Annotated in this window: 17 protein-coding genes; 1 reads left to right on the plus strand and 16 read right to left on the minus strand. The window is 46.7% G+C overall.

Annotated features, from left to right (window positions below; all coding sequences use genetic code 11):
• Positions 1 to 2: 2 nt before the first annotated feature.
• From fliD to AC6ESP_RS12870, 13 genes are all read right to left on the minus strand, one after another.
• On the minus strand, positions 3 to 1457 hold the full coding sequence (fliD, locus tag AC6ESP_RS12810) for a flagellar filament capping protein FliD (protein WP_497097121.1): 1455 nt from the start codon (positions 1455 to 1457) through the stop codon (positions 3 to 5).
• A 15-nt stretch (positions 1458 to 1472) separates the two neighbouring features.
• Entirely contained in the window at positions 1473 to 1844 is a 372-nt protein-coding gene (locus AC6ESP_RS12815; RefSeq protein ID WP_497097122.1) for a flagellar protein FlaG, read from the minus strand.
• Positions 1845 to 2002: 158 nt separating this feature from the next.
• The gene (locus tag AC6ESP_RS12820; RefSeq protein ID WP_497097123.1) at positions 2003 to 2797 is read right to left on the minus strand and encodes a flagellin N-terminal helical domain-containing protein; all 795 of its coding nucleotides are present in this window, start codon (positions 2795 to 2797) and stop codon (positions 2003 to 2005) included.
• A 120-nt stretch (positions 2798 to 2917) separates the two neighbouring features.
• Positions 2918 to 3154 carry a carbon storage regulator CsrA gene (gene csrA / locus AC6ESP_RS12825; protein WP_497097124.1) on the minus strand — a complete coding sequence of 79 codons (237 nt, stop codon included), beginning with the start codon at positions 3152 to 3154 and terminating at the stop codon, positions 2918 to 2920.
• 2 nt (positions 3155 to 3156) lie between these two features.
• Positions 3157 to 3603, minus strand: coding sequence for a flagellar assembly protein FliW (fliW, locus tag AC6ESP_RS12830; RefSeq protein ID WP_497097125.1), 447 nt, complete (start codon positions 3601 to 3603; stop codon positions 3157 to 3159).
• A 93-nt stretch (positions 3604 to 3696) separates the two neighbouring features.
• Positions 3697 to 4614, minus strand: a complete 918-nt coding sequence (gene flgL, locus AC6ESP_RS12835) for a flagellar hook-associated protein FlgL (RefSeq protein ID WP_497097126.1) — start codon at positions 4612 to 4614, stop codon at positions 3697 to 3699.
• Positions 4615 to 4651: 37 nt separating this feature from the next.
• Positions 4652 to 6190, minus strand: a complete 1539-nt coding sequence (flgK, locus tag AC6ESP_RS12840) for a flagellar hook-associated protein FlgK (protein ID WP_497097127.1) — start codon at positions 6188 to 6190, stop codon at positions 4652 to 4654.
• Positions 6191 to 6205: 15 nt separating this feature from the next.
• Positions 6206 to 6703 (minus strand): flagellar protein FlgN, encoded by a 498-nt coding sequence (locus AC6ESP_RS12845; RefSeq protein WP_497097128.1) that lies wholly within the window; start codon positions 6701 to 6703, stop codon positions 6206 to 6208.
• Between the two features lie 16 nt (positions 6704 to 6719).
• Complete coding sequence (gene flgM / locus AC6ESP_RS12850; protein ID WP_497097129.1) at positions 6720 to 7007, minus strand: flagellar biosynthesis anti-sigma factor FlgM; 288 nt, start codon at positions 7005 to 7007, stop codon at positions 6720 to 6722.
• Positions 7008 to 7115: 108 nt separating this feature from the next.
• Positions 7116 to 7526 (minus strand): TIGR03826 family flagellar region protein, encoded by a 411-nt coding sequence (locus tag AC6ESP_RS12855; protein WP_497097130.1) that lies wholly within the window; start codon positions 7524 to 7526, stop codon positions 7116 to 7118.
• Between the two features lie 86 nt (positions 7527 to 7612).
• Entirely contained in the window at positions 7613 to 8548 is a 936-nt protein-coding gene (locus AC6ESP_RS12860; RefSeq protein ID WP_497097131.1) for a ComF family protein, read from the minus strand.
• A complete protein-coding gene (locus AC6ESP_RS12865; RefSeq protein ID WP_497097132.1) occupies positions 8545 to 10551 on the minus strand; it encodes an ATP-dependent helicase ComFA in 2007 nt (668 codons plus the stop codon). The genes AC6ESP_RS12860 and AC6ESP_RS12865 overlap by 4 nt, the downstream gene beginning before the upstream one ends.
• Positions 10552 to 10889: 338 nt before the next feature.
• Positions 10890 to 11348 (minus strand): hypothetical protein, encoded by a 459-nt coding sequence (locus AC6ESP_RS12870; RefSeq protein WP_497097133.1) that lies wholly within the window; start codon positions 11346 to 11348, stop codon positions 10890 to 10892.
• Between the two features lie 263 nt (positions 11349 to 11611).
• Between AC6ESP_RS12870 and AC6ESP_RS12875 the strand changes: the two genes are divergently transcribed.
• Positions 11612 to 12277: a putative endonuclease domain-containing protein gene (locus AC6ESP_RS12875; RefSeq protein WP_497097134.1), complete on the plus strand. Its 666-nt coding sequence runs from the start codon at positions 11612 to 11614 to the stop codon at positions 12275 to 12277.
• Positions 12278 to 12833: 556 nt separating this feature from the next.
• Here AC6ESP_RS12875 and AC6ESP_RS12880 read toward each other — a convergent pair.
• From AC6ESP_RS12880 to AC6ESP_RS12890, 3 genes are all read right to left on the minus strand, one after another.
• Positions 12834 to 13562 carry a response regulator gene (locus tag AC6ESP_RS12880; protein WP_497097135.1) on the minus strand — a complete coding sequence of 243 codons (729 nt, stop codon included), beginning with the start codon at positions 13560 to 13562 and terminating at the stop codon, positions 12834 to 12836.
• Positions 13563 to 13570: 8 nt separating this feature from the next.
• Positions 13571 to 14731 carry a sensor histidine kinase gene (locus AC6ESP_RS12885; RefSeq protein WP_497097136.1) on the minus strand — a complete coding sequence of 387 codons (1161 nt, stop codon included), beginning with the start codon at positions 14729 to 14731 and terminating at the stop codon, positions 13571 to 13573.
• Positions 14732 to 14806: 75 nt separating this feature from the next.
• Entirely contained in the window at positions 14807 to 17521 is a 2715-nt protein-coding gene (locus tag AC6ESP_RS12890) for a stalk domain-containing protein (RefSeq protein ID WP_497097137.1), read from the minus strand.
• Positions 17522 to 18025 lie beyond the last annotated feature (504 nt).

Below are 18025 nucleotides of genomic sequence, written 5' to 3' on the forward strand. Positions count from 1 at the left end.
CTTTAGCTACTCACTAGACTAGTTAATGCTGATGACTGCGAGTTAAAATTGTTGATTGCTGTTTCCATAGCAGTGAATTGCTTATAATATTGTGTTTCAAGTGCTTCAAGACGGTCCAGCAAGAGCTCTTCCCTACTCTTCATCCCCTTAATTTGTGTGCTCAATAAAGAGTTTTCAAGAAAGCTCGTCGTTGTATCCGTACTCGTAAGTGAAGTACCTGCTTTTTTTGCTAGACTAGTTAAAGCAGTCATCGTAGACTTTGTCATCTGGCTGAATACACCCGTACTGCTATTTGAGAATAGAGCAGTTACTTCATCCGGATTGGAATCAAGCGCACTGCGGAGCTGATCTTCATCCAGCACAAGCTTCCCTTTCTCTGTATAGCTTCCTGTCGTAATTCCTATCGAGATAGAAGATCCATCTGAGAGTTTGATACCTGCCACAAGAGAAGTTGTCGCTGAGCGTAGCTCTGATAGCAATTGACTTAGTGTACTATCATTACGAAGTGTTCCGCTTCTCGCTTTACTCTCCCATAGCTCAATCTCATCATCAGTCATTTCTTTCTTCTCATCACTAGAAAGCGGGTCATAACTACGATTCCTTGTTTCAGACAGCTCAGAGTTGACGGAAGCTATTAAACTGTTATATTCAGTCACAAACGACTGTATCGTACTTACGATTGTTTCCGTATCCTGCACAGCTGCAATTGTTGTAGTACTTCCTGTAGTTGTCGTTGCCTTGACTGTGAAATCGAAACCATTAACAGAGAACCGATTACTTGCTTGGCTGTAAGTCATCCCATTCACTGAGATTTCAGCATTTAAACCAGTTGTCGTTGATGTTGGTGTTAAACTATCGAATGCTGAATCTGAAAGATCTAGCTTGCCTGACCCTGTCTGAGTAGCTGCCAAGGAAAATTGACCGGATGTATTATCATAAATGGCCGTTGCTTTCACTGTACTAGTCTTTGAATTAATTGTGCTTGCCAATTCACTTAGTGTTGCGTCTTTTGATACCGAGACTGTAGCCGAGTTAATTGTAACTATCACATTATCTGAATTGTCAGGATCCGTATCGGTAAAGCCCAGATCATACACAGATTTCCCCTTATCTGTATCCGAAAACGTATAGACATTATTCGCCGCAGTGGCTACCTGAGTTACTTTTACACTCAATGTCCCTGCCGCCGTCGAACTCGTCGAATTGACAGTGAGCGCACTAGTGTCTCCGCTAACCTCTGAAGTTTTGGCGCTAATAGCTTTCGATAGGTTATAAGAGCTCAGCTTATTATTTCGAAAGTCGACGATTTTAGCACTTAATGTACGGTAATCCTCCTGCTGCCATTCTACCTTTGTGCGCTTCTTAATCATATTGTTATACGTCGTTCTTCGAGCCTTCATTAGCTCAGTAACCATACTATCGATGTCTAATCCTGATGCAAGCCCTGACAATCTCATATAAAGATCCTCCTTTTAAATTTTTTCGTCTATCATTAAACCGTTAAGTTCCATAATCTTGGCTGCCATATCAAGCAGCTTCTCCTCCGGAATTTCCCTAATTACCTCACCAGTTTCTTTGTCTTTCACTTTATAAAGAATATGGTTTGTTGCCTCATGAACAGATCGTTCCACTGTAATATTCGTTCCCTCTACAGATTGCATAATTCGAGCCACATTCTTCTTAGTCTGTTCTTGTTCCTCGATAGAGATGGCATTTCCCTTATTTCTGCTATGCTCCAAGTCTACTGCTTTAACTGTTATTATATCTTTCACCGGTCCGCTGCTTAGGTTCTTATCTGAAGTGTTACCCACCGTGGTGTTGACTGATGAAATATTCATCGTCATAATTCCCACCTCGCTCAAATGTCTATTATATTTATTATTATCGGACTAATCGATCTTCTTTGTTAGAATATTTTCAACTATAACAAATTTATTTCAGTTAATTATATATAAAAAAAGAGGCCTTAGAAATTCCAAGGCCTCCTTTCTTGTTAATAAAATTATTGAAGCAGGGACAAAACGCCTTGCGGCTGTGAGTTTGCTTGAGCAAGCATCGATTGAGATGCTTGAAGAAGAATGTTGTTCTTCGTCAAGTTCACCATTTCTTTTGCCATGTCTGTATCACGGATACGTGATTCAGAAGCAGTCAAGTTCTCAACTGTAGTTCCAAGGTTGTTCGAAGTATACTCAAGACGGTTTTGTTTAGCACCGAGCATAGCGCGTTGAGTAGATACACTCTTAATAGCAGCTTCAACTGCACTCAATGCAGCAGTAGTAGCGATACCTGAACCTGCTGCAGCTGCGATACCAGTAAATCCAGAAGTGTTAACACCACTGATTGTAATTTGCTGTGCGCTGTCATCTGATTGAATAGCTACAGACGAAGTTGTAATATTGATTCCGTTAAATGTCGTATCCGACATGATGCTATCAATTTGATCGGACAGTTCTGAAACTTCCAAATCAATGTTATCCTTGTCGGATGTGGAATATGTGCCGTTTGCCTTTTGAACAATAAGTTCTTTCACACGAGTAAGCATAGAGCTAACTTCGTTCATTGCGCCCTCAGCCGTTTGTACGAACGATACTCCGTCTTGTACGTTCTTTTGAGCTTGCTCAAGACCACGGATTTGGCCGCGCATTTTCTCGGAAACTGCAAGACCTGCAGCATCGTCAGCAGCACGGTTGATACGAAGACCAGAAGACAATTTCTCCATGGATTTACCTGCTGAAGCATTGTTCAGCGTCATGTTACGGTGTGTGTTCAAAGCTGTAATGTTGTGATTAATACGCATTGATTATTCCTCCCTGAAATGGTTAATTAGTCCCACATCCTTGTGGTTAGCTGATTTCGGTTACCCTCTAACAGCTCTAAATTATTTATCGGCATATTTTTCTAATTGTTTATAGCATAATTAATCTTTTTTTATTTTGGAGAACTGATTTTTCAGTTCACTAGCTGTAATGACAGACTTTTCAGCATTCAAATTCATACTCTCAACAGAAACATACAGCTCTTTACGTAATATCCCCACTTCTGTTGGTGCTTTAATACCTATTTTCACACTATCTCCGATAATCTCTAGAATACTAATTTCTATATTGTCTCCTACCAATATGGACTCGCCTTTCTTTCTCGTGAGAACCAGCATATTTATTCTCCTCCTGCCCGTATTCCTTCCGCGAACAGCGGATGATGAATAGAATAACCGCCATCTGGCAGTATTAACTGAATTCCCGAGTTAGTAAACCTATTTATAATAACGGGCGCAGCAAGGTTGATTGTTGCCTTAATAAGTTCTCCTTGGACGCTAACGATATTATAGACCTCCACATTCTCTTCACTCTGTATACTTAGCTCCGCTTTCACTTGCTCAGGTAATTGAAATTCATAATCCGGGTGAAAATCGAAGGGCGATACAATTATAAAAGCTAATGAGCCTTCTTCTAATGACTGCAAATATTGGAAAGGGCTATCTTCCACGCTAACTATCATATAACTACGGTAATTTTTAAATCCAGGAATACCTAATTCGAACGTAATCATTTGCTCTTTCTCATATTTCAATGGTCCAAATCGGCTCGTATGTATCATCATCATGCTCACGCTCCATTTTGTATAGCAAGACAAGAAGCTACGGTATCGTTATCGATTCCATAGCTTCGTCTGGCTTTTCTTATATTATTTCATTGCTTACCCTAAGAAATCAACCAAGGACCTGCTGATAACTTTAGCACCAACAGATAAAGAAGCCTCATAAATTGTCTGAGCTGTTGTAGAATCAATTAGCACTTGCTCTAGATCAGCGTCTTCTACTTTGGATTGCATATCCGTTAAGCTGAGTTCAAAGTCGGCAAGTCGACTTTGCATGAGTTCCACTCGGTTTACTTTGGCTCCCATCTGAGCTCTTGCGTTAAGCATAAGGTCATAGCTATTCTCAATATTGGGGATTTCAGCCGATATGGCACTATAGTCCCCAGCTGTTATTGCAGTCGCAATTCGATCAAGTACTGAAAACACATTATTACTTGTTCCAGCTGCATCGGCAGCCCCGAACACTTCACTACCTGTAAGACTGATACCCATTGTTAAGTTAGCCCCAAGTGCATAGTTAACATTACCTGTATCTGTTGCTACACTTTTCGCATCAAAGGCAGGATCTGTCGTGTTATAAGGCATTTGATCAAAGTTCTCACCATTAAAAATATACTTGCCGTTCATTTTGCTATTAGCAATATCGACAAGCTGAGATTTCAACTCTACTAATTCACTCTGGATAGCATCCAATGCCTCTTGCGGATTCGTACCGTTAGCCGCATTAGTAGCTAGCTCCTTCACCCGCTGCATGATATCTCCTGCTTGACCAATGACGGTGTCAGTGAAATCCATCCATGATAGGGCTTGATCAGCATTCTTCTGATACTGTGTATTAGCAGCAAGCTCGGTGCGATATCGAAGCGAGTAAGTAATCCCTACGGGATCATCTGATGCTTTATTTAATTTAAGACCTGATGAAGAAACATTCTGCAAGTCTGACATGGTCTTCAGGTTATTGTTAATATTCCGGCTAAGCTGCGAATGCATCATACCCTGCGTAATTCTGAGCGCCATTGCAATGAACCTCCTTTAGTTTAAGCTGACACCGCTATTAACGGCCTACTGTACCCGTTCCGTTAATTAGCTTGTCCAGCATTTCATCGAACGTTGTCATGTAACGTGCGGCTGCAGAATACGCGTATTGATACTTAATCATATCCGCCATTTCCTCATCGAGTGAGACTCCGCTTACGGACATCCGGCTGCCATCTACTTGAGCCAGCTGTGCCTCTGCATTGGCATTCTCCCTTGCAGCTGATTGGCTTCTAACGCCAAGTGCTCCTACTACAGCGCTGTAGAAATCACCTACTGTAGCCGTCTTAACCCCGCCACCGGTTGCTGTCTCATCGAATGTGAACTTCGCATCTGTCAATTGAGACATTAATAATGCCAAGCTATTATTCCCTTTAATGGCGGAAGTAGTGCCTCCAGCATTTGTAGTTGCACGCATAGATGAAGCAATTTTATTAGAATCCGATGCGATAACGGAATTCAACTGGATGTTAGCAGCTGTAATTGTTGTTGCCCCATCACTCGCTGTGAACATAGCTAGACCAGCGCTAGCAGGGCTCTCAAGCGTGTACCCAAGCTGATGAAGACCATTAATACCTTTGACTGTCATTTTCTGATCAGCTGCAGTTGGTACTGTGGTGCCTGGAAGAACAGAGCCTGCAGGAATTGTAACCTCGATCTCGCCATTGGCAATCGTATTCGCAAGCGTATCCAGCTGTCCAACAAAATCAGCCACATCATCTAGAGATACAAACATACCATGTATCGTTCCACCTGTTAGGCCACCACCACCGCCGCCGTAAGCAGCTGTCAGCCCAGCAGCGTTAAGCTCTGTTACGATTCCACCTTGTACAAGGTTCGCGCCGCCCATGGAAATCTCATAGCCATCAGCTGTTTCTACTACGTTAACATTAACTAGCTTGGATAGTTTATCCGTAAGAAGATCTCGTTGATCCCGAAGATCGTTCGCATTATCGCCTAGCGATTCAATTTTTTTGATCTGATCGTTCAATGAAGCGATAGAAGACATATAGGAATTGGCTTCAGCAGCTGTTGTCTCGATCGTTGAGTTAATATCTGCGCTTAAATCTGACAGCTGTCCGCTTAGGCCATTGAAGGTATCTGCTAGCGCTTGTGTTCTTTCTACTAGAATCTCACGTGCGGTCACATTCTCAGGATCTTTACTCAAATCTGACCAGGCGGCCCAGAAGTTCTCCAATACAGTACGAATCCCGCTATCGGAAGGTTCATTCACGAATGACTCCAGCTTGCTCAGCGTATCCATCTGGATTTCTGTGCTTCCTGCAATTTCAGACTGATCACGATATTGTGCATCCAAGAAAGCATCTCGAATACGTGTGATAGATGTGTATTCGACACCTGTTCCCAATTGCCCGGGAGCATTGGATTTCGACATGCCATACGCTTCGATTGGTCTAGATGCTACCATCGTTACCTTTTGTCTCGTATATCCAGGCGTGTTGGCATTAGCAATATTGTGGCTGAGTGTGCTTAGCGCAACTTGTTGTGTTGTCAGGCTTCGCTTCGATGTTTCTAAGGAATGGAATGTTGAGGTCATGAACTTGCCTCCTAATTAGGCTCTATTATCAAATAATCCATTGCGTCTGTTGCCTTGCAAGCGACTCATCGGATGCTGGTAGGTGACATCCTCGTTAGGGTCCTCCACCAATAAATTAATCGAGAAATCCAAATAAGAAAGAGATTGATTAATCAACTGCTGATTCAAAGCATTGACGAGCTTCAGCTCTGCAAGAATACCAGTTAACTGCTTATGAAGAGCAGCTAGCTGCTCTTTCTCTTCCAAATGGCTAACCGCACGAATGAGCTCTGACAAAATACTGGTACGGATTCTAAATCCGATATCTCTAAAATAACGAGACGTAAGCTGTGTACGAGCACGCTCCAGCTCTTCCACCTTAGCCGTCAGCAGCTTCTCTTTCTGGGTAAGGACATTTAGCTGCAAAACTTCGTTTTTTATAATCAAATCCTTCTTGTTCTTCTCCATCTCTAGAAGCGACTCGTAGAGCTTATACTGCTGCTGCAGAATATCTACGATCTGTGCTACGGACATCCGGATTCACCCGTCCTTATTCGTTCTGGTTGTTTCTAAGATACGGCAGCAGCTTCTCAGCGATTTTGCCCGCTTCTACATGATAAGTACCAGTGGATACGGATTGCTTCAATTGCTCAATCTGCTTCGCTCGATCTGCATTATTCATCTGACTGGATGAGAGCATTTCCTTCGCCTCCGCTGAAATCTGGACGGCATCCTTCTGCGCTTTCTTATTCGTGCCGGTCGCTCTAGACTCATTCAGCTTCTGATATTGGTTGAGAGCGCTAATACGCTGGGTTTCATTTATTTTCAACTGATTCACCTCATTTTTTAACTACAAATAAAAAAACCGATAACCTTGTACAAGTATTATCGGTTCGGACGAAATGAAATTTTATAGACATAACTATAAATAACCATTAATTGCTGTTTATTCTCTCCCTTTAATCCGATAAGCACTGTGCGCTGAATTCGTCTGAAGAGAGTCCTTCTGCTGGCTGGCGAAGGATGACTTCAGCTTATTCGCATCCTTCACAAACCGCTGACGACAATTCTCGCAGATATGACTTTCCCTGATCAAAGTTCCGCAAACTTCACAAGGATACGACATATTCGGTGCGTTGAACAATGATATACGGCCCTCACGAATAAACTTCGTAATCTGCTTAATGCTTATGCCGGTCGCTTCGGATAATTCTGTAATCGTTGCGCCCTTTTGCTCGCGAAGGTATGTAGAGCAGGTCTCATATTCTTTATCTATTTCTCGGATGCATGCGGGGCAGACATCACGAAAATTTTTAGCAAAAATCTTACCGCAGCGAGGACAATTTTCTATTTCCATTACCCCATCCCCCATTCTATTATGAATACTATTCTAACGGATATTTCTGAACATTTCACTATTAATCTTGCTTGCCCTTCAGCCGATTAAGAACGAGCCCAAGTGAGCGAATAGATATCTAGTAGTGAAGGCGAGTGTGCTTGCAGAGCCTCAGAGCAGGCTTGAATGGTACTCCCCGTTGTATAAATATCGTCGATGAGTAGGATACGGGGATGGCGAATAATTGGCTTTTGTGCAGTATTATAGGGAGCTGCTACATGTAGGAAAGGGATAATGCCACCTTCTACAGCTGTGAATAAACGCTCAGTATTTCGCATCCGTTCGGCTCTTGTTTTGAAGCTCTGCTTCTCCGTATGCCGTTCACGCACCAGCAAATGAGCTAGTGGAATATGAAATTGCCGTGCTAAGAGACTCGCTAGACGCTCAGCCTGATTGAAGCCCCGCTCCTCCGCGCGCTTGGGACTGACGGGAACGTAAGTAATGGCATCCCATTGGAATTGGAATAAGGATTGAGTGCTATTGCTCTTAGTCGTACGATTCTTGCTTGGGTACATCTGTCCAGCTTGTGCAGTCAGCTCCTTAGTTAAAGAGAGAAATGCCGGAATCATCATGTGTGCAAGCATCGGCTCAAGCCGTTCATTGCCACGATATTTATATTGGGCCAGCCACTCTCTCATTTCACAGCTGTATTGGACTGCACTCCGATTAGCGATGAATTGAGCATCAGAACGACGCGGACAGTCGCGGCATGCTATACCTCTGCCGCATTTGCGGCATTTCAGCATGGTCAGCCATGGAATATGGATTAGACAGGACCTGCATATGGCATGTGTGAAGGATTTAGGAAGATGAGGTGGAGGGTGCTGAGCTATGCTCCTCTGCCTTGCACCTAGCCGAGCTGGTGAGGCAAGCGCTTTGCCACAGAAGGGACATGGACTGTCTGATGGGCTAAGCCACTGCAACGCTTGCTGGATCGAAGCGGAAGAGTGAGTAAGCATGCTGTGAATAAATGTGCTTATCACGGATGGCTAGCCTCCTTATTAAGAAGATAGCCATGGGATGCCGCTATCCGATTCATCGTTCGAATCTGCTTGACAGCAGCAACCTGCGAGCGAGTACGTTCTTGGGCGCAAAAATAAACCAGACCATTAGGATCGTCAGCTGAACGGCCTGCTCTCCCTGCCATTTGAACGAGAGAAGCCTCATCGAATAATCGTCCTTCAGCATCCAATATGTAGACATCGCTGCGAGGAATTGTCACTCCCCGCTCCAGAATGGTCGTCGTGACGAGCACTCTTATCTCCCCACTCCGGAATTTCTGAACCTTCTCCGTCCGCAGCTCATCTTCTGAGGAGGTGCCTTGTACAGCGGTGGTCCGAAGGGCTCGTCTTAAGAGCTCTGCCATTCTATTTACTTGTGCAATCCGTTGGACGAACACGAATAATTGTGCCCCACGCTGAAGGGAGTGGTTAAGTGCTGCAAGAAGCTTTGATGGTATTCGCTGTGCGTCGAGCATTTGCTTCACAGGAATGGTACGGAGCAGCGTCGGAACAGGGAGCGGATGGCGATGATAACGAACAGGCACTCTTGCATGCGGAAGCCTGCCCCGTTTCACTAATCGCTGGAGCTCGGCAGGCGGTGTTGCGGATAGTAGCAGCCTGGCAGCTTCTGGCGCACGACATTTATCGGCTGCATAATGCAGTATTGGATCGCCATGGTAGGGAAAAGCATCTAATTCGTCTATAATAACGAGCTGAAAACGCTGCTGGAACCGCATCAGCTGATGCGTCGTTGCAAGCGTGATTTCTCCGTCCTCAAAGCGTTGCTCGCTTCCTCCATAGAGAGTTACTACCTTGGTATGTGGAAAAGCCCGCCTAATCCGCGGCTCCAGCTCGAGCACGACGTCTCGCCTTGGTGTGGCAATGAGAGCTTTGCCGCCTCTTGCTATAATAGATTCCACGAGCGGGAAGATCATCTCTGTCTTGCCCGCTCCTGTTACTGCCCACAGCAAAAAGCTGCGGGCATCAGATGGGCTGCTCGGCGGCGCTTCAAGGAAGCGAAGCGCCGCTGTGGTGGCCGCGGCCTGCGCCGGGCTCAGCTTCCAGCGGGCTAGTCCCGCTGCTGGGTCCAGGTCAGCCGCAGCGCGGCCGTTAGCGCGCACAGCGCTATTGGGCGTAGGCATGCCGAGCAGGAGCAGCTCGCATTCGCGGCTGCGGCCCATGGCGAGGCATGCCGAGCAGTAGGCGCACATGCGCCCGCACGCCGCGCAGGGCGTGCGATGCATGTGCGCTTCGCCGCTGCCGCAGCGCAGGCAGCGGCACTGGCGCCTGCGGCGCAGCCAGCCGCCGCCGGCTGTGGCGGCGACAGCGCCCTGCAGGCGCAGCTGGCCCAGCAGCGCCGCCAGCTGCAGAGCGCCGCTGCCGCTAGCCGCGGCGCTGCCAAGCAGGGCATGCGCTTCGCTGCGAAGCAGCGCACGCCCCTGCAAAGCGCCTGCGGCCTGCTGCGCAGCGGCCGCCAGCGCCTCCGCTTCCGCGCGGCTTCGCCCGCGCTCCATACAAGGCTGGCTTCGCCTTCCGCCCCCGGCGGCCGCTCGCTCCCAGCGCTCCGCGCATGCGTGCAGGCTATCGCCTGTCTGCACTCCTGCACGCACGCGCCCTACAGGCGCGGCGCCGCTTCCTTCGCGCCGCGCCTGCTCAATACAAGTCGCCAGCATAGCCAGCGCCTTGCCTTCATGCACCTGAACCGGTGCAGCATCCCATAGATCCCTGGCGCGAAGAGCATCGCCAAGTGGAAGCTGCTCCTTCCACAACAGCCATATTTCTGTCGCCTGACCTGTCAATCTCCAATGGACTGCCTGTTGGATGCTGTTTACAACAGCTACATCCCGTCTCCCCTTCATTCCTAGAGCCCCACTCGCCTGCGCCAGCTCATCCTCCAACCAGAATTCCCGGTCGACCTCCGGTGCAATCGTAACATTAGTAAACCAACGGCCGCCCATATAGACTAAATAGTTCGAAGCCTTCATCCACGCACCCCCAATCAGATACCATCATGAACTACGCCTTACTGCCTACAGCCGACGACTTATTCCAATAGTAACTATGCTATACTGCTTACGGCTGCACTTATCAAGTAACTACTTCTTGTCCCCTATGACTGCATATGACTACATATGGAGCCTTTACGTCCCTGTTATTTAATTTTCTATCTCCCATTAACCTTCCTTCGTCTCCATCACTCATACCCTGTGCCTGCACCTCCAGACAGTCTAGACAACGCAAAAAAGCACACCATAACAACGCCGTCGGCATCATTGGGGTGTGCTTCACTCCATAACTGCTATTAATCTATTTCCAGTATATCTCAAAATGGCATCTTCGACAAATCATGGGGATTTTTCAAATCTACCAATACTGCTTGCTCTGTGGAAGTGACGATACCTTGTGCTTGAAGTCTCCACAGCAACCCAGAGTGATCCTCATCCTCTTGGTATCGCTTACCGTCCGATGGAGTATCCAGCTCTGAATTGCCTCCTGTATGAACGCTGACCGCCGTGCTCCCATCGCGCAATCTTTCGACAATTTCCGTTGACTGCTCTGTCGAGCCTTCATCAACTATAGTCAGCTTCACATCGGTCCCCATCCGTCGGGAAAATAAAAAGAAAGAACGTATAAACCATTCCAGCTTCATATGCTGATTATGAGCAACCAATACATAATGCTTGCTTGCACGCTCCTTTCCTTTGCTGAGCCAATAAGCAAGATGAACCAGTGCAGCGGCCAGGGCATAGCAGACAAGTACAACTAGCAATGTTCCAAGCATGGCGTCGACCTCCTTTATGTGACAATATATGCCGCTGTGCGCCCACTGGTTCCAGACATTTAGGACGAGTTACACAAAACAGGCTGAGCCTTCTTTTTCCCGAGGAGTAATCGACTTTTATAGTAGCAATACTGTAAAATAAAATCATTAAAACTATATCCGTTCAGCTATCATCATTTAAGCTACAGGCGTGTGAAGCACACCGCTCTTTCCGTTACTACGGAAGGAGCGGTTTTTTTATTTTTAATAGGGGAGTGAATAATATGTTCGAAATTCGTTCTACAGAATGGTTATACTCACAGATCTCCGCCAGCAGTGGAGAGAGAAAACGTCGCTTAGAGGATCAAAGGCATGCTGAGCATGTTTTTTTACAGCAAGTTTGGTGGCCTGCTATCGGAAATTTCGAGTATTTGCATGGTGAGTTCGAGATTAGCGACTTTAAAGACGGGAAGAGATTCATAGACTATGCTTACCTGCGAGCACCTTATAAAATTTGCTTCGAAATCGACGGATATGGCCCTCATTGCCGTGACGCGGATCGAGCACAATTCGCAGACGGACTTATGCGCCAGAATCACCTTATGCTCGACGACTGGACTATTATCCGTTTTTCCTATGATGATGTGAAAAGAAAGCCCCGCCAGTGTCAGCAAATTCTGCATCAATTGTTTGGAAAGCTTTATAGCTTGAAACCAGATCACACGTTATCCCTTCAGCATAAAGAAATCCTCCGATATATGGGCATTCCCCAAAAACCAGTATCACCTATGGAGATCAGCTCATTTCTGAGTATAAGCCCCAAGTATGCAAGGAAGTTAATGAAAGAGCTTATAGATCAGCGACATTTAATAGCTGCTTCGAACACACAGCATCGTATCCGCGCCTACAGTTTAAGTACAAAATCCGCATCCAACTATAATAACCTTTAGCCTAGCTTCCATCACTTCCTCTTCTTTTGTGTAATCCCTTTCGAGTTCAGACGAATCATAAAGGGATTGCACATCTTCCCCGCTCATTCACCGGACCTTTCACCCTACTTAACGCCCTCCCAGGGTCTTATCCCCCCCTCAGCTCCGGATATTCCACCATTTAACGTCCTCCCAGTACCTTATCCTCCAAATAAACACCTTCCCCCGCTCATTCACCGGACCTTTCACCCTACTTAACGCCCTCCCAGGGTCTTATCCCCCTCTCACCGCCGGATCTATCACCATTTAACGCCCTCCCAGTACCTTATCCTCCAAATAAACACCTTTCCCCGCTCATTCACCGGACCTTTCACCCTACTTAACGCCCTCCCAGGGTCTTATCCCCCCCTCAGCTCCGGATATTCCACCATTTAACGTCCTCCCCTACCTGCCAAAAACACAAAAAACCCCGTGCCTCAAGGCACGGGACCCTACTATGTATCTTCACGAACATGACCTGCTGCAATTGTAGGAGTCAACCGGTCTGCTTCTTTACTGATCTAACTTTTACAGCGGATTACAGTGTTACCCAGCCGTACTTGATTGATTGAATAACGGCCTGCGTACGGTCATCAACTTCCATTTTTTGCAAAATGCTGCTGACGTGGTTTTTAACTGTCTTCTCACTAATGAATAAAAACTCGCCAATAAGCTTATTGCTCTTGCCTTCGGCCATCAGCCTCAGCACCTCTGCCTCACGGCGAGTTAGCGGATTGTCTTCCCCTGCGACGAACTTCACGCCAGGCTCTTGAGCAGCTGCTGCTCCGGAGATAACACCCATTTCATCCAAGTAAGTCATACGGCGCAGTTGATTAATCAGCTTGCCTGTTACTTTCGGATGAATGTAGGCATACCCGCTTACGACGGAACGAATCGCATTGATCAGCGACTCTGCCTCCATGTCCTTGAGCAGATAACCTGTTGCCCCTTTGCGGAGGGTCTCGAATACGTAGCTTTCATCATCATGAATGGAGAGGATAATGACTTTCACATCCGGGAATATCGTCTTCAACCTCTCAGTTGTTACGACGCCATTCTCGATCGGCATGTTAATGTCCATTAGCACAATTTCGGGTATCGTATGATTGCAGAACTCTAGTACTTGAATACCGTCCCCGCATTCGCCAATCACTTCAAGATCGTCTTCCATGTTCAAAATTCGTTTTAGCCCTTCTCGGAAGAGCTGGTGGTCGTCAGCAAGTAAAACTTTAATTTTTTGCTTAACGGCTGGTGCAGCTTGGTTCATTCGTCATCTTACTCCTTCCTATTCTCAGCTGAAATTGGGATATGAAATATAACTTTCGTCCCTTGTCCTAATTTTGAGTCTATTTCCATCCTCCCTTCGAGTAAATCGACACGCTCTCGCATGCCTAGAAGGCCAAAGTGGGAGTTGTGACTAGCCTGATTTTCGACAAGTTCGCTTTGAAAACCTACCCCATTATCAAGAACTGTAATGGTAACCATGTCCGGCTGAAAGGCAATTTCCAATGTGACATATGAAGCACTTGCGTGCTTATGAGCATTGGTGTAAGCTTCCTGCACTAGCCTGTAAATACCCGCTTCCATAGCGGAAGGCATTCGGATTTCTTTCCCTGCCATTTCAAAGACAGTACGGGTTTTGGTTCTTTCTTCAAAATCTTGGACGAACTTGCGAAGCGCAGGCACAAGACCCAAATCATCCAGAGCCATTGGACGCAAATTAAATATAATTTTACGGATATCCTCAAGACCTGCACGAACTTGTCCTTTCAAATCTACTAATTCGTCCTGTACTAGTTGAAATTCCTTCTTTATTAACATTCTTTCTGCAATTTCTGTCCGAATGACAATATTCGCCAGAGATTGAGCAGGTCCGTCATGAATTTCACGGGAAATCCGTTTTCGTTCCTCTTCCTGTGCCACAATAATTTTGAGGCCAATCATTTGTCTGTTCTTAGCTGTCTCTAGAATTTGGGACACTTGATTCAAGTCTCCTGACAAATACTCCAGCACAACGTTAATCTGGGAGGCTATCGTCTCTGCCCGTTGAATAGAGCGCTCGACATTCCGCACACGCTTCTGCAGATCATCACGACGAGTTTTTAGATAGGTCTCTTTCTCGCGATAAACCATGAGATCCAGCTGAATTTGCGTTGCTTTTTCATAGGCGGCTTTTATATCTTCCTCTTTATACCGGACAAAATCACGGCTGACCTCCGTCAACCGAATACGGGCGCGCCTGTAATCCTGTTCAAGATGATCGACCCTTTCGATCGTCTTGACCGTTTCCTCGAGCACGATTTCAAGCTCTTGCCCAAGGGATTCCAGTTCAGCACGCGCCGTTTCGCATATTTCATAAATCTGCAGCTTACTGTCTTCCATTACACTTATAGCATTCGTAATTACACGGTTAATATCGACAATGTGTTGGTCCACGAAAGATCGGCAACCTTTCTCATAGAAGGTTATTCTACTCTATCATACCACACATTGGTTAAAGGTCGTCCATTCTTAATCAATGGTAATCTTTTTCGTTTTGTTCTCGTATCCGACCTTTAGACCCAGTTTCTCTGAGAAGAGACGGATTGGAATCAGTGTTCTTCCATTTCGGATAATAGGAGCAACCTGTGTCTCGGAAAGCGCGCCACTGACAACGATTTCCTTCTTGCCAATAACCATCTCAAGGAGCTTGGAGCCACTTAGCACGGTTACTCGATTGAGCTTATTGTCCCATTTCAAGGTTGCTCCCATCGCATCGGATACAAACCGAATAGGTACATAAGTCGTACCATTCAGCTCAAGCGGAGCTACATCCAGAGTCAGCGCTTTTCCGTTGACTGTCGCACTCTTTTTGCCAATATTCATCTCAATATGATTGCTAGCTGTGCTTGAACCATCTGCTTGATATTGCAGCTTCATATTATCTATTCCTACTGTACCCGTAGCGGCACGTTCATCCTGGCCATCCGCCACAGTAACAACGTACACACGCTTCAGCTTGACCGGGAACTTCATCCCATATGAAGACAGATCTGCCTTCACTGTTTTCCAACCGTCGAAGTCCAGCTGCTTCGCCAAATCTACAAGATGGGCCTTACCGTCTGCATCCGTGAACTCAGCACGCAGCCAGTTCAAGCTCTTATCTCCATAGACATCCAGAGTCATAGAGATTGGTGAGCCTGTTATCGTCTTGCCGCTCGTTCCGTTAAAGACGGCATATACGGCCTTCGTTCCTGTACCCGCGCTAAAGTCATAAGAAATTTGCAACGCCTTATTCGACGTTTGTCCTGGCAGATCCGATACGAGCTTAACGCTGCCTGTAGTCGTTGCGGCCGGAGTTACTTGCGGTGTGATTGCATAGCCTACGCTCTCGAAGGTTTCAAGCGTCTTCTCTGTGCCGCCCTGTGTGAAAGGAATCATCGTCGGATAGCCGTCGTAGCGGCCAATAGCATAGCCTGTCGTCGTTCCTGCGTTAACAGAGTTAACGGTTAGGGTATCGCCGCTCTGGGTAGCCGTGAAGCCGGTATACTCCCATTTCAGGGAATCGCCGCTTAGTTTATAGGACTTTCCATTCTTGAGTGTAATGGTTACTGGAACCGACACAGTCGATCCCTTGGATAGCATTCCGGCTGCTGTATCGATCTTCAGATCAGCAATCTGATCTGCAGCGATCACCTCAACAGGATAGGTCGCTGTGACAGAGCCGGATTTAACGGTAATTGTCGTCGAGCCGGCTTTCGTCGCTGTGAATTCATTACCGCTGAATGTGCCGCTTGAGCCTGCGCTGCTCCATGTGGCGTTCGTTCCATCTACCGTATATGGATTGTAATAGGTGTCATAGCCTTTTACCGTGTAGGAAGCCTTCTGCCCAATGAAGAGTACGTTAGAGCCACTTACGGTTATTCCCTTCAGATTTCCTTTGGGAGCTGTTGTGAACACACCGATGCCGTTAGAGACGCTGCGCTGTGTCGTTCCGTATTGCGTAGAGTGAGTCAATCCGACAGCCAACTGTCCTAGTGGGCGATCCACCATCGTCGTCGAACCACCGCCATCGAGATTGATGCCTTTATAGACACCCAGCTGAACCATGATCTGCTGCAGCTCTTTAAGATTAACACCTGCACTGTCGCCGTATTTCTCAGTGGTAATGAGGTAGACTCTCTTGCCATCCTTGGAATAGCCCACACCGCTGCGAGATACATAGGAAGAGCCGCTCACGCCTGTAATATCACGCGAGAAGGTTGCGGCTGCCCCATTATTCACTAATATTGTATGTCCGCCGACCATCATCTCGAAGCCTGCAGGATCAACGGATTTGCCGGTCGTTGACGATTTCAATGAGTAGCTGGATTGCAGGGATTGCCCCACCTGCAGATGCTCCTTCACGAATGTAGCAGCCGTACCATGCGTTCTCAGAATATAGCCATCTGTTGGCGCTTGTCCGACTATCGGTGAGCCTAACGAGATCTCTTCAATGATTCCGTTGCGGACAAGCACCTCCGTCGGCGTTGCTGATGAGTTTTTCGGACGCTCTGCCCCGCCCCATGCGCTCGTATAAATATACATCGTGTTCGCATGGCTATAGTTCGACGTTCCACCTTCCGGGATATAGGCCGATTGGTTCACACCTGACAGCTCGAATGATGCGCCGTCTGCTGCTGTTACAGCCCCCTCAAAGGTGTAGCTGTCAATCGTGGGCTGGCGGTCCTTCGTTACTGCAAATGCGTACATTCCTTTTATTTGCATGGGGCTGGACATGAATGTACCGCTCGTAATCTGTGCGCCCATTGGAGAGCCTTCGCTGCTCGTAATGTAGACATCCCCGTTAATGCCCGCTACTGCGCCGCTTTCTGTCGTCATTTTTTGAATCGTATTCAGCGTCCCTATCGTATTGCTCTTGCCGCTTAACGCATTAAGAGAAACATAGGGATTCGTTAAATCTATTTCTATGACATGAACGTTCGATTGCGCGGACTTGCCGCTGCGCGTCGTCGTCCACAAATATTCGTATTTCTGTGCTCCTGCTGTTATGTATGATTGCGATAGCTTCTTAAGTGTAGAGCTTGCCGTTGCTGCTGCTGCCGTCTCGACTCTGGCCGGATTCCAGCTCAGTGGTATTGCTGATGCAAGCGGCTGTCCTAATAATGCTCCACCTATTACGATAATTGTCAGTTTCTTGCCTACGCCACCCATCTGCCGCCCAATGTTGCTTCCTACCTTACGCATTGTTATAACAACTCTCCCATCTTCAAGTCTATTAATTATAGACTACAAGACTAGGAAAAAAGTTACGTAGCAAAAATATTAATAATAATTAATATTGAACTTTTTGTCGTAGGGCACGGTGATTTGCTGCGAAAGAGGATGGTTCTTACGATCGCTGTTGTCTTCGGATTTCTTCTATTAGGCTGGAAGTGGTAGAAATCCGTAGACAAAGGCGAACGCTGGCGCTTCTCCAGAATCCATCCTCTTTCTCCGCTCTCACCGTGCGCTAGCCTAAAGTTCAAATGCGGGGGAGGGCAGAAAAAGGATGATGTGCTTCGTGGGCACGGTGATTTGCTGCAAAAGAGGATGGTTCTTACGATCGCTGTTGTCCTCGGATTTCTTCTATTAGGTTGGAATTTGTAGAAATCCAATGACAAAGGCGAACGCTGTCGCTTCTCCAGAATCCATCCTCTTTCTTCGCTCTCACCGTGCGCTAGCCTAAAGTTCAAATGCAGGGGAGGGCAG

This window comes from Paenibacillus xinjiangensis, assembly GCF_059686975.1.